The organism is Nocardia vinacea NBRC 16497 (assembly GCF_000308835.1).
In the GTDB taxonomy this organism is placed as follows: Bacteria; Actinomycetota; Actinomycetes; order Mycobacteriales; family Mycobacteriaceae; genus Nocardia; species Nocardia vinacea.
On sequence record NZ_BAGN01000370.1, the window covers coordinates 1 to 12299 of the forward strand.

At 65.3% G+C, this 12299-nt stretch carries 12 protein-coding genes; 9 read left to right on the forward strand and 3 right to left on the reverse strand.

Annotation, left to right across the window (positions count from 1 at the left end):
• Window positions 1-106 precede the first annotated feature (106 nt).
• Window positions 107-1336, reverse strand: a complete 1230-nt coding sequence (locus tag ON44_RS34670) for an ROK family protein (RefSeq protein ID WP_040698567.1) — start codon at window positions 1334-1336, stop codon at window positions 107-109.
• Window positions 1337-1483: 147 nt separating this feature from the next.
• Between ON44_RS34670 and ON44_RS34675 the strand changes: the two genes are divergently transcribed.
• The 9 genes from ON44_RS34675 to ON44_RS34715 all read left to right on the forward strand — a co-directional run bounded on the left by ON44_RS34675 (window position 1484) and on the right by ON44_RS34715 (window position 11557).
• Window positions 1484-2530: a substrate-binding domain-containing protein gene (locus ON44_RS34675; RefSeq protein WP_051182754.1), complete on the forward strand. Its 1047-nt coding sequence runs from the start codon at window positions 1484-1486 to the stop codon at window positions 2528-2530.
• Window positions 2521-4041 (forward strand): sugar ABC transporter ATP-binding protein, encoded by a 1521-nt coding sequence (locus ON44_RS34680; RefSeq protein ID WP_040698571.1) that lies wholly within the window; start codon window positions 2521-2523, stop codon window positions 4039-4041. Before ON44_RS34675 ends, ON44_RS34680 begins: the two co-directional genes overlap by 10 nt.
• Window positions 4038-5078, forward strand: a complete 1041-nt coding sequence (locus ON44_RS34685; protein WP_040698574.1) for an ABC transporter permease — start codon at window positions 4038-4040, stop codon at window positions 5076-5078. Before ON44_RS34680 ends, ON44_RS34685 begins: the two co-directional genes overlap by 4 nt.
• Before the next feature lie 19 nt (window positions 5079-5097).
• On the forward strand, window positions 5098-5982 hold the full coding sequence (locus ON44_RS34690) for an SMP-30/gluconolactonase/LRE family protein (RefSeq protein ID WP_051182757.1): 885 nt from the start codon (window positions 5098-5100) through the stop codon (window positions 5980-5982).
• The gene (locus ON44_RS34695; protein ID WP_051182755.1) at window positions 5979-6593 is read left to right on the forward strand and encodes a bifunctional 4-hydroxy-2-oxoglutarate aldolase/2-dehydro-3-deoxy-phosphogluconate aldolase; all 615 of its coding nucleotides are present in this window, start codon (window positions 5979-5981) and stop codon (window positions 6591-6593) included. Before ON44_RS34690 ends, ON44_RS34695 begins: the two co-directional genes overlap by 4 nt.
• 58 nt (window positions 6594-6651) lie before the next feature.
• Window positions 6652-7596 (forward strand): sugar kinase, encoded by a 945-nt coding sequence (locus tag ON44_RS34700; protein ID WP_040698576.1) that lies wholly within the window; start codon window positions 6652-6654, stop codon window positions 7594-7596.
• 11 nt (window positions 7597-7607) lie between these two features.
• Complete coding sequence (locus ON44_RS34705) at window positions 7608-8363, forward strand: SDR family NAD(P)-dependent oxidoreductase (RefSeq protein ID WP_040698577.1); 756 nt, start codon at window positions 7608-7610, stop codon at window positions 8361-8363.
• Window positions 8360-9505, forward strand: coding sequence for a galactonate dehydratase (gene dgoD / locus ON44_RS34710; RefSeq protein WP_040698578.1), 1146 nt, complete (start codon window positions 8360-8362; stop codon window positions 9503-9505). Before ON44_RS34705 ends, dgoD begins: the two co-directional genes overlap by 4 nt.
• A 189-nt stretch (window positions 9506-9694) precedes the next feature.
• Window positions 9695-11557, forward strand: coding sequence for an APC family permease (locus ON44_RS34715; RefSeq protein WP_245567465.1), 1863 nt, complete (start codon window positions 9695-9697; stop codon window positions 11555-11557).
• Window positions 11558-11563: 6 nt separating this feature from the next.
• On the opposite strand, the gene ON44_RS50765 is transcribed toward ON44_RS34715, so the two are convergent.
• Both ON44_RS50765 and ON44_RS48870 read right to left on the reverse strand, forming a co-directional pair.
• A complete protein-coding gene (locus ON44_RS50765; RefSeq protein ID WP_040698581.1) occupies window positions 11564-11773 on the reverse strand; it encodes a DUF2510 domain-containing protein in 210 nt (69 codons plus the stop codon).
• A gap of 161 nt (window positions 11774-11934) precedes the next feature.
• On the reverse strand, window positions 11935-12299 hold a 365-nt coding region (locus ON44_RS48870; RefSeq protein ID WP_218007691.1), incomplete at its 5' end, for a lipase family protein.

Here is a 12299-nt window from a genome sequence, read left to right on the forward strand (position 1 = left end):
CTTCGCTATGCGGCTGGTCAGCTGATCACGTGGAACTGGTTGCGGCACTCTCTCGGGCGATGCCGCCACCAGTTCCACGTGATCATTTGTCCAGAGGCGAGTTGAGTTAGGGGGTTGTGCGGATGGCGCGGCGGGCGGCGATGGAGCCGAAGGTTTCGCGGTCGGCTAGGAAGCCTTCGAGGGCGAAGGTGGCGGCGCCTAGGCTGGAGGGGTTGTGGGGGAGGGTGCACAGTTGCAATGTGACTGCGGCGAAGGGGGCGGACATCGCGTGGTGGGCGGCCACTCGGCGGGTCGCCACGAGCAGGCGTTCGCCGAGGAGGTTCGCCACTAGATCGCCGAAGACCATGGTTCGGGGGTTGAAGAGGTTGACCAGATTGGCGACGGCGACGCCGAGGTATTGGCCGGTCTTTTCGATGACTTCGAGGGCGGTGGTGTCCTCGCGCGCTGCGGCTGCGGCGATGGCCGCGATGGTCGTGGCGTCGTCGGTGCCGAAAAGTGAGCTGGTGGGGTGGATTTCGCGCAGGGTTTGCACGATGCCGGGGGCGCTGACGTATGCCTCGACGCATCCCTGACGTCCGCAGCGGCATAAGCGTCCGTCGAGGACGAGGTTGGTGTGGCCCCATTCGCCCGCACTGTTGGTGACGCCGCGGTAGAGGGTGCCATCGATGACGACGCCGATGCCGACACCGGCACGCAGCGTGACGACGATCAGATCGTCCACATCGCGCCCGGCTCCGAACCAAAGATGCGCTGCCGTGCTGGCTTTCAGTGGGTTGTCCAGGTACAGCGGGTGCGGCAATCGCGGTGCGAGCAGCGCCTTGAGCGAAACGTCGCGCCAGTGCCAATACGGGGAGAACACCGAGACCCCGCCCTCGGGTTCGACCAGGCCCGGCACGCTCAGGCCGACACCGAGCACCTTGTCGGAATCGTCGACGGTCAGTTCGCGGATGCCGCGGATGATGAGTTCGGCGACATCGTCGGGCTGGGTGGCCTCGGGGTCGACGGGGATTTCGACGGATCGCAGCACCGTCATCGCCAGGTCGAAAAGATCGAAATGGATGCTGGTTTCGGCGATATCGACCCCGACCAGGGTGCCGCGCGCCGGATTGATCGCCAACTGTGCACGCGGCCGCCCGATGCCGGGTGCGTCGTAGCCGAGTTCGGCGAGTACCCCCACATCGAGTAGTTCGGCGATCATATTGCCCACCGTCGCGAACGAGAGCCCGGTGGCGCGGGCGATCTCCTGACGGCTGGTGTGGCCCTCGGCGGCATAGACCGCCTGCAGTACATAGAACCGATTCCGGCGACGGATATCGCGCGCGGTCAGCTGGTACACGGTCGGGCCATCTCCTTCCGATTGATATTCGCAGACGCTACCCGAGCACTTCTGACAACACTATTTACAACAGTTATCCGAAGTCCTACTGTAACCCAGGTCACTACAAGGCGCCGAGTGCCCGGCGAAGCATCAGAGGAGCACCCCATGTCCTGGAACCGCCGAAGCCGTTGGACCAGAGCCGTTTTCTGCGGGGTATCGCTCGCGTTGGCCGTATCGGCCTGCTCGTCGGGCAAGGACGATTCGCAGGCGACCGGACCGCAGCACACCACCGGCGCGATCAGCCTGGTCTACGCCCAGAAGCAGGGCGATCAGGAGTACTTCATCGGTGAGGCCGAGGGTGCCAAGGCCAAGGCCAAGGAGTTGGGCATCGATCTGAAGGTGGTGAATCTCGGCAATGACGCGAACAAGGCGGTCACCGAGGTGCAGAACGCGGTGAACCAGAAGGCAAGCGGTGTGATCGTCGTGGTGCCCGATCCGTCGGTCGGCCCGCAGGTCGCCCAGCTCGCGAAGGCCGGTGGTGTCGCGTTGCTGACCTCCGATGACCAGGTCTGCACGAACGGGCCGGATCCGTCGTCCTGCGCGAAAGACAATCTCGTGCCACGGGTCGGCTTCAGCGGCACCCAGATGGGCACCGAGGTCGGCACCCGCGCCGGTCAGGACTTCAAGAAGGCCGGGTGGAAGCCGGAGGAGACCGCGATCATCGACGCCTGGAAACAGGACGTGACCGTGTGCACCGACCGGGTCAAGGCCAATCAGAAGGCCTTCAAGGATGCCGCCGGTGTGGACGTCAAGGTGATCGAGGTCGGTACCGACAACACTCCGTCGGATGCGCAGAACAAGATCTCGGCGACGGTGTCGGGCAATCGGTCGGTGAAGAACTGGATTGTCATGGGCTGCAACGACGAGAACGTCAGCGGCGGCGTCGCGGCGATCCAGAACGCCGGATACGCCGCCGACAATGTGCTCGGCGTCGGCCTCGGCGCCTACCTGGCCTGCAAGGAATGGCGCGGCGGCAAGCCGACCGGCTTCAAGGCGGCACTGTTCATCAACGGCAAAGACGTTGGCGCACTGTCGGTACAGACGATCTACGACTACCTGAAGAACGGCAAGCAGATGCCGCCCGAGGCCTATGCGCCGACCAAGATGGTCGACTCGACCAACTGGCAGCAGGCGGGCGTCACATGCAGCTGACCGGACTGCGGGTAACCGGGCTGAGCAAGAGCTTCGCCGGGGTGCCGGCCCTGCGCGAAGTGAGCCTGGATTTTCCCGCTGGTGCGGTGACCGCCCTGATGGGTGAGAACGGGGCGGGTAAATCCACCCTGATCCGCATCCTCGGTGGCGATCACCGCCCGGACGGTGGCCGGCTCGAGTTGGATGGTGTGCGACTCGAGCTGGCCACCCCCGCCGACGCGCGGTCGGTCGGAATCCGGGTGATCGGCCAGGAGCCGGAGATCGTGCCGCATGTTTCCGTCGCCGAGAACGTCTATCTCGGATCGCTGCCGCGGCGCTCGGGCCGACTGCTCGATCGGGCCGCCCTGCGCGAACGGATGCGCGCCGACCTCACCCGACTCGGCTTCGACCGCGACCTCGACCCGGACACCATCGGATCGAAACTCACGGCGGCGCAACGGCAACTGGTGGAGATCATGCGCGCGTTGACCACCGATGCCAAGGTGATCGCCTTCGACGAGCCGACGTCTTCGCTGTCGGACCATGAGACCGAATCGCTGTTCGCGCTGATCGGTCGATTGCGCGAGCAGGGCCTCGCGGTGATCTATGTATCGCATCGGATGCGGGAGATCTTCCGGCTGGCCGATCGGGTCGCGGTGCTGCGCGATGGCGCGCTCGTCGGTGCGCGCGCGATCGCCGACACCACCGATCGCGAGATCGTCCGGATGATGGTCGGCCGGGATCTGTCGACGTTGTTCGCGCGCAAGCACAATACGCCGGGCCGGGTGGTGCTCGACGCGGATGCGGTGACCACCGACGACGTTACGGACGTGAGTCTGCTGGTGCGCGCCGGTGAGGTGGTCGCGCTGGCCGGGCTGGTCGGCGCGGGTCGCTCGGAACTGGCCGGTGCGCTGGCCGGTGATCTGCCGATCCGTTCCGGCGAGGTGCGGGTGGACGGTAAGAAACTGCGTCTGCGTCAACCGCGTGACGCGGTGCGGGCCGGCATGGGGTACGCGCCCGAGGAGCGCAAGGCGCAAGCCCTGCTGCTGCATCGCGGTGTGCGCGACAATATTTCGCTCGCGATGCTCGACCGCTTACGGCGGCTCCGGTTCGTCCGCGGCGGCGAGGAACGGCGGCTCGCGCGTCAGTACGTCGAATCACTCAGGGTGCGCACACCTTCCATCGAGCAAGAGGTGCGCAAGCTCTCCGGCGGCAATCAGCAGAAGGTGGTACTGGCCCGCTGGCTCGCCCGGAAACCCAAGGTGCTCATCCTGGATGAGCCCACCCGTGGCGTCGATGTCGGCGCCAAAATCGAGATCTACCACATCATCGAGGAACTGGCCGAATCCGGTGTCGCGGTGCTGGTGATCTCCTCGGAGCTGCCCGAAGTGCTCGGCCTGGCCGACCGGATCGTGGTCATGCAGCACGGCCGGGTCACCGGCGAACTGGACCGCGAAGAGGCCAGCGAGGAGGCGATTCTCGCGCTGGCCATGGCCGCCGACCTGTCGCATACATCGCAAGGAAACCCATGACAGACCAACAACTTTCGATCCCGGTGGAGACCGCCTCGCCCTCGGTGTCGGCTCCCGGCGTGGCCATGCGTCGGCTGGTGCAGGCGATCGGCACCGGCAATCTGAGCCTCATCGGCGCACTGGTGGTGGTCGTCGCGATCTTCGCCTGGCTCAACGACGGCTATTTAGATCCGGCGAATCTGGCCGGAATCGGTGAAGCGGTAACGGTTTTCGGTCTGCTCGCCGTGGTCCAGACGGTCGTGATCATCTGTGGTGCGCTGGATATTTCGGTCGGCTCGCAAGCCGGTGTCGCCTCGGTGATCAGCGCGATGGCATTTACCGCGACCTCCGACAATGCCTGGTTGGGCATTCTGGCCGCGATCGGTGTCGGGCTGGTGCTCGGGGCGATCAACGGGTTGATCATCGTCTACGGACGCGTCAATCCGGTGATCGCGACACTGGCCACCCTGGCCGCATTCAAGGGCCTCGCGCAGTTGATATCCGGCGGTAAGGCACAGGGTTTCGTGCTCGGCGACGATGTATTCATCTTCATCGCGCGCGGCAAGATCCTGGGTCTGCCGGTGCCGGTGATCATTCTCGCGGTGGTCGCGATCGGTATGCATGTGCTGCTGAAGTACACCGATATCGGCCGCAATATCTACGCCATCGGCGGAAATGACACGGCCGCAAGGCTTTCCGGCATCAATATCAACAAGTACCTGATCGCTGTATTCGTTCTCGCTGGTGCGGTGGCGGCGATCGCCGGGATCATCCTGACCGCGCGGACCGGCTCCGGGCAGCCGGTCTCGGGCAGTGAGGGGCTCGAGCTGAAGGCGATCACCGCGGCGGCGTTGGGTGGGTGTGCGCTGAAGGGTGGTAAGGGCACGATCGGTGGCACGCTGCTGGCCGTCGTGCTGCTCGGTGCGCTGGACAACGGGCTGAACGTTGTTGGTGTGAATACGTTCTGGCAGAACGTTGCTCAAGGGTCGTTGCTGGTGGCGGCGGTTGTCATTCAGCAGCGGCGCAGCGGGGAACGTGCGGTCGGGTTGCCGACCTAGAACCCGTCAGGAGCGAATGATGATCGAACTGAAAGCCGAGCGGTGCTCGCCGAGGCCGGGCAGGTTGTGCGAGGGACCGGTCTGGGATGACCGCACCGATGAGGTGCTGTGGGTGGACATTCCGGCCGGGCGCATCCACCGCGCGACGCTGCGCGACGGTGACCTCGTCCAGCGGTCCACCGTGGCGGTGGGGAAGCGGGTCAGCGCGGTGGTGCCGTGCGCATCGGGCGGGCTGATCGCGACTGCCGTCGACACCTTCCTGCATATCGCTGACGGCACAATGACCGAGGTCGCGGCGCTATCGCTGCCCGATGACGGGGTTCGGCGGCGCATGAACGATGCCAAGGCCGACCCGTGGGGGAGACTGTTCGCCGGGACCATGTCCGAGGATGAAATCCAGGGCACCGCAGCGCTTTATCGACTCGATCCCGATGGCGAGCTGAGCACCGTGCGGCAGCACGTGACGATCTCCAACGGGCTCGGTTGGAGTCCGGACGGTGCCACTCTGTACTACGCGGACAGCCCGACTCATCGCGTCGAGGCATTCGACTACGACTCGGCCACAGGCACTTTCAGCGGCGGACGCGTCTTCGCGGAATTCCCGGACGGTCTGCCCGATGGATTGACCGTGGACGCACGGGGTTTCGTCTGGGTCGCGGTGTGGGGTGCCGGGCAGGTTCGGGCATTCGATCCGTCGGGCCGTCCGCATGCGGTGATCGATGTCGGTCCTGCGCAGGTCTCCAGTTGTGCCTTTGCTGGACCGGACCTGGATGTCCTCGTAATCACCACGGCCGCTGAAGGTTCCGCCGCGCCCGATGCCGGGCGGCTGTTCACCTGTAGGCCGGGTGTGACCGGTCTTCCGACGAATACCTACTCCGACGCGAGGTTGGTGAGCAACCCATGACCGCTGATCACGGACTGATCCTGGATCCACCGGTAATCGCAATCCTGCGCGCCCCGACGGCAGCTCGATTCGCCGAGGTGACCGCCGTACTGCACGACTCGGGAATTACCGCGGTGGAGTTCACCCTCAACTCCCCGGGGGCGCTGGACGCATTGCGCGAATGCGCCGGATCGGTCCACCCGGTCGGTGCGGGCACGGTGCTGACCGCGGTCGATGCCGCACGAGCCGTGGATGCCGGTGCGGCATATCTGATCACCCCGACGGTGTGCCGCGAGGTGATCACGGAGGGCCTCCGCATGGGTGTCCCGGTGATCTGCGGCGCGTTCACACCCACCGAGATCCACAGTGCGTGGCAGGCGGGCGCGACGATGGTCAAGGTCTTTCCGGCATCGGTCGGCGGTCCCGGCTATCTGAAGGCGATTCGGGGCCCGCTGAACGAGATCCCACTGGTGCCGACGGGCGGTATCGGACTCGCCGAAGCCAGAGCGTATCTGGATGCGGGTGCCAAGGCGCTCGGCATGGGCTCGCCGCTTGTCGGTGATGCGTGCGTCGGCGGTGATCTGGACGCGTTGCGGGAGCGCGTATCCGCGGTGCGGAAGGCACTGCTGTGAGGGCCGCTTCGCGGGGGCCGATTGGGGTTGCGGCTCTCGGCGCGCGAGGGTCGCTGCCATGACCGGTGGATTGGTCACCCTGGGCGAAGCGCTCGGTGTTGTCGCCGCCACCGAGCCCGGTCCGCTGGCTCCCGGTGCGGCAATGCGCATGGATTTCGCGGGTGCGGAAGCGACGGTCGCCATCGGCGTCCGCAGACTGGGGCACGAGAGTGCGTGGGTGGGCAGCGTCGGTGCCGATGCCGTCGGCACGATGGTGCTCGATCGGCTCCGCGCCGAACGGGTCGATATTTCGCGGTGCCGAATCGATCAGGAACTGCCGAGCGGGCTGATGGTGCGCGAGCGGCGAACTGCCGACCACATGCGAGTTATCTACTACCGTAAGGGTTTCGCGGGATCTCGACTGTCGGCCGCCGATATCGATACCGCTCAGATCGCCGCCGCACGGGTGCTGCATCTCACCGGCATCACCCCGGCACTGAGTCCATCCGCCCGCGACGCCGTTCATACCGCACTCGACGCCGCCATCGATGCCGGGTCGATCGTCTCACTCGATATCAACTATCGCCGCGCGCTGTGGTCGGAACCCGATGCGGCCGTGGAGCTTTCGAAACTGGTGTCGCGCGCCGACATTGTCTTCGCCGGTGTGGATGAAGCCGCCATCCTGGTACCTGCCGCCAGCCCCGCCGCGATGGCGGAATCCCTTGCCGCACTGGGACCTTCGCAAGTCGTGATCAAACTCGGATCCGAAGGTGCACTCGCACGGCACAACGGTCAGCTGATCCGACAGCCCGCAGTGGGCATCCGCAGCGTCGACCCGGTCGGTGCGGGTGATGCGTTCGTCGCGGGCTACCTCGCCGGTGTGCTCGACGACGGGTCCGTGAGACACAGCCTGCAATTGGCCGCCACCTGCGGCGCATTCGCCGTATCCGTCCCCGGTGATTGGGCTGGTCTGCCGTTCCGGCACGAACTCGGCCTGCTCACCGGCGCCGACATCAACCGATGAAGGGATAGAGCATGAGTCGTCTGGCAGACCGGGTCGCGGTCGTCACCGGGGGTGCATCCGGCATCGGCGCGGCCACCGCACACCGGCTCGCCGCCGATGGCGCCGCGGTTGTCATCGCCGATATCGCCGAGGCGAGTGGGCGCGAGGTCGCCTCCAAGATCCGTGCGGCCGGTCATCGAGCCGAATTCGTCCGCTGCGATGTGTCTTCGGAGGATTCTTGGATCGAGCTGCGCAATAGCGTCAACGCGCTGTTCGGGCCGCTGGACTTCTTGTGCAGCAACGCATCCCGGCAGGCCACCATCCCGGCACACGAATTGAGCAGGCAGGCATGGGATGACGGCCTCGCGGTGAATCTGACCCCGCTGTTCCTCGGCCTGCGCACCTTCATCGACGATCTGCGCAGCCGCAGCGGCAATGTGGTCGCGGTGTCCAGTGTGCACGCTCAATTCGGGCTACCCGGATATCCGGTTTATGCCGCAGCCAAGGGCGGGTTGACCGCATTGGTCCGGCAACTAGCCGTGGAGTACGGACGCTCTCGCGTGCGGGTCAATGCCGTACTGCCGGGCCCGATTCTCACCCCGGTATGGGACGACGTCGACGAGGCAGGTCGGCGGCTATCCGCCCAGGCCACCGCCCTGGACCGGATGGGCGCGCCCGAGGAGGTCGCCGCCGCGGTCGCCTTCCTCGCCTCCGACGACGCGTCCTTCATCACCGGTGCCAACCTGGTCGTCGACGGCGGCTGGAGCGTGCGGAAGGAGTCCCGGTGAAGATCACCGCACTCACCACCTACCTGGTCGCGCCGCGCTGGTGCTTCCTGAAGATCGAGACCGACGAGGGCATCACCGGCTGGGGTGAACCGGTACTCGAGGGCCGCGCCCACACCGTCGCCGCCGCGGTCGACGAACTGGCCGACTACCTCGTCGGCAAGGACCCGATGAGTATCGAAGCGCACTGGCAGGTGCTGACCAAGGGCGGTTTCTACCGGGGCGGACCTATCCTGTCGAGTGCGGTCGCGGGCATCGACCAGGCGCTGTGGGATATCACCGGAAAGGCGCTGGGCGTACCGGTTTGGCAGTTGCTCGGCGGTGCGGTGCGCGATCGTGTCCGGGTATACAGCTGGATCGGTGGCGATCGTCCCGATGATGTCGCGCGGGCGGCGGTAGAACGAAAAGAACAGGGCTTCACCGCGATCAAGATGAACGGCTCCGCCGAATTGGAGCTGATCGATACGCCGCGCGCGACCCGAGGCATCGTCGATCGCGTCGCGGCGGTGCGCGAGGCAACCGGCGACGATTTCGATATCGCCGTCGATTTCCATGGCCGCCTGTCCATTCCGATGGCGCGGCGGGTGCTGCCGCTACTCGAACCGTATCTGCCGTTCTTCGTCGAGGAACCGCTCGTTCCGGAGTGCAGCAGCCAGATCGGCGAGATCACCCGCGCGACAAGCATTCCTATTGCCACCGGTGAACGGCTCTATTCGCGTTGGGATTTCAATGCGGTGCTCGATCAGGGCATCGCCGTCGTCCAGCCCGATCTCTCGCACGCGGGTGGTATCTCCGAGGTCCGCCGCATCGCCGCCCTCGCCGAGGCTCGCGATATCGCCCTCGCCCCGCACTGCCCCCTCGGCCCCATCGCCCTCGCCGCCAGCCTCCAGGTCGGCTTCGCCACCCCCAACCTGCTCATCCAGGAGCAAAGCCTCGGCATCCACTACAACACCGGCTCGGATTTGCTCGACTACCTCGCCGACCCGACGGTTTTCGCTTACCGCGACGGCTATGTCGACCTGCTCCAGGCCCCTGGCCTCGGCATCCAGATCGACGAAGCCGCGGTGACTCGCGCCGCCGAAAAGGGCCACCGTTGGCGAAACCCGATCTGGCACCGCAAGGACGGTTCCTTCGCCGAGTGGTGACGCCCCGCGGTTTCGTTATCCGTCTGAAGTTTCCCGTAGATTTGCCCGGGTCGGCGACAATCCGGCGGCACCGGACGAACATCGCAAGGGAATATCGTGACTACAACCGACGAGCGCACCCGCTCGCCCTTCTCGGCCTGGCTCCTACAGGGCGCGACCGATGAGCGGTACTCGCAGCACGCGGGACCGATGCGCAAGCCGGGTGATGCCGAACACGAGCGGTCCTGGTGGCAGGTGATGTGCCTGACCGGTGTCGACTACTTCTCGACCCTCGGCTATCAGCCGGGTATCGCGGCAGTCGCGGCCGGTGTGCTGTCGCCGCTGGCCACACTGGTGCTCGTCGCGCTGACGCTGTTCGGTGCGCTACCGGTGTATCGGCGGGTGGCGCGGGAGAGCCCGCACGGTGGCGGTTCGCTGGCCATGTTCACCGAGCACCTACCGCGCTGGACCGGAAAGATCTTCATTCTGGTGCTGCTCGGTTTCGCGGCAACCGATTTCGTCATCACCATGACACTGTCGGCCGCCGACGGTGCCGCACATATCGTTGAAAACCCTTATGTGCCTGCGGCTCTGCACAATCACAACCTGCTCATCACGCTCGCCCTGCTGGCATTGCTCGCGGCGATCTTCCTGAAGGGATTCGCCGAGGCCATCAAGATCGCGGTCGTGTTGGTCGGAGCGTACCTCTCGCTGAATGTCGTTGTCGCCGTTGTCGGTTTGTATCACGTGCTCACCGCCGGTGATCTGGTCGTCGACTGGACGCATGCGCTGACCGCCGAGCACGGCAATATCGCGGCGATGATCGGCGTCTCGCTGCTGGTATTCCCGAAGCTGGCGCTCGGCTTGTCCGGATTCGAGACCGGTGTTGCGGTGATGCCGCAAATCAAGGGTGCGCCAGGGGATTCCGAGGAGAACCCGACCGCTCGCATCGCCGGGGCGCGCAAGCTGTTGACCACCTCCGCCCTGATAATGAGCAGCTTCCTCATCGTGACGAGTTTCATCACGGTGGTGCTGATTCCGGAGCGGGAGTTCGAAGCGGGTGGGTCCGCGAACGGTCGAGCGCTGGCCTGGTTGGCGCACGAATACCTCGGCGATATGTTCGGCACGGTGTACGACGTGAGCACCATCGCGATCCTCTGGTTCGCGGGCGCGTCGGCCATGGCGGGGCTGTTGAATCTGGTGCCGCGCTATTTACCTCGATACGGCATGGCGCCGGAGTGGGCACGTGCGGTGCGGCCACTGGTGCTCGTGTTCGCGGTGATCGCGTTCGGTATCACGTGGTACTTCGACGCCGATGTCGATGCGCAGGGCGGTGCGTATGCGACCGGTGTACTCGTGCTCATCACCTCTGCGGCGGTCGCGGTGACGTTGTCGGCCGCGCGGAAGGGTGAGCGCAACAAGGTAATCGGGTTCGGTGCGATTTCGGCGGTCTTCGTCTACACGACCATCACCAATATCTTCGAACGCCCAGAGGGTGTGCAGCTGGCATCGCTGTTCATCTTGACGATCATCGTCATGTCGTTCGTCTCGCGCGCCCGCCGCTCCTTCGAATTGCGCGCCATCGAGGTGACTTTCGACGAAACCGCCGCCCGTATGATCGACCGGGCCGCGGCCGAGGGCATGATCCGCATCGTCACCCACGACATCGACCAGCGCAGGCCCGAGGAGTACCGGGAGAAGGAAGCGGATCAACGCCTGGAGAGCCATATCCCCGCGGACGCCCCGATCCTGTTCCTCGAGGTCATCGTCCGCGACGCCTCCGACTTCAGCACCGACCTACGCGTAACCGGACTCGACCTCGAGGGCTACCGTATCCTCAGCGTCGAAGCCACCGCCATCCCCAACTCCATCGCCGCCATCCTGCTCGCCATCCGCGACCGCACGGGCCTGGAACCGCACGTGTATTTCGAATGGACAGAAGGTAACCCGCTGGTCAACCTCCTGAAGTTCCTCTTCGTCGGCGAGGGTGAGGTCGCCCCCGTAACCCGGGAAATCATCCGCCGCGCCGTCCCGAATCCCGCCGACCGCCCGCACGTCCACGTCGACAGCTAGATCCCATCATTGCCGTGGCTGCGTGTAATTCGTCCACTGGTATCCGTCGAACCACCGCACCAGCGCCGGATTCGCATGGTCGGGATACCAGCCCGGAGCCATCGCATGTGCTTGCGATCCACCCCTCGAACCGGACTTCACGATCAACACGATGACCACCGGCACCGCCACGATCGCAAGCAGAATCAAGATGTGCAACAAACTGATAGCACCCATGCGATCAGTATGTAGTACACCCGAAACCCCCTCCCTCCACGAAAGTCCCTGCTGGACGGGCGCTGGTTGCGTTGTTCTCTCGCCCGCGATGCCGCCGAGGATGCACGGTGATCGCTGGGCAGCGGTCGGGGCTGCTCTGGTTTCGTCTGGATCCGAACGGATCAACATCCGTTCGGTGCCGGAGCACCTGTGAATCGATCCGCGAGATATTCAGCCGCATCCTGTTGGCGGACAAGGCCTTCCAATACATGGTCGAGCCAACCGTCGCGGGCGATCTGTACGCTCGCCCCGCCTGCGCACCACTGACGCGTCATATCGTCGGCTTGACCCACCGGCACGATCTCGTCGAGGACGCCGTGAAAGCTGTAGATCGGGACGCGGGGCACGAATCGGCCGAGGGTGTTGTGCGCCAGGACATCAGCGATGCGTGGATCACCGAGGAGGTCTGGCACGGCCGAGAGGCTGCGTAGGCTGGTGAAGGCGAGAGTGGTCAAGGATTGCTGGTGCACATCTGCCGGATTCGGGA

Bases quoted from the DNA above. Each gene is read 5' to 3' on its own strand.
- ON44_RS34705 (WP_040698577.1), top strand. From the start codon at position 7,608: ATGAGTCGTCTGGCAGACCGGGTCGCGGTCGTCACCGGGGGTGCATCC.
- ON44_RS34680 (WP_040698571.1), top strand. From the start codon at position 2,521: ATGCAGCTGACCGGACTGCGGGTAACCGGGCTGAGCAAGAGCTTCGCC.
- ON44_RS34715 (WP_245567465.1), top strand. From the start codon at position 9,695: ATGCGCAAGCCGGGTGATGCCGAACACGAGCGGTCCTGGTGGCAGGTG.
- ON44_RS34700 (WP_040698576.1), top strand. From the start codon at position 6,652: ATGACCGGTGGATTGGTCACCCTGGGCGAAGCGCTCGGTGTTGTCGCC.
- ON44_RS34675 (WP_051182754.1), top strand. From the start codon at position 1,484: ATGTCCTGGAACCGCCGAAGCCGTTGGACCAGAGCCGTTTTCTGCGGG.
- ON44_RS50765 (WP_040698581.1), bottom strand. From the start codon at position 11,773: ATGGGTGCTATCAGTTTGTTGCACATCTTGATTCTGCTTGCGATCGTG.
- ON44_RS34695 (WP_051182755.1), top strand. From the start codon at position 5,979: ATGACCGCTGATCACGGACTGATCCTGGATCCACCGGTAATCGCAATC.
- ON44_RS34690 (WP_051182757.1), top strand. From the start codon at position 5,098: ATGATCGAACTGAAAGCCGAGCGGTGCTCGCCGAGGCCGGGCAGGTTG.
- ON44_RS34685 (WP_040698574.1), top strand. From the start codon at position 4,038: ATGACAGACCAACAACTTTCGATCCCGGTGGAGACCGCCTCGCCCTCG.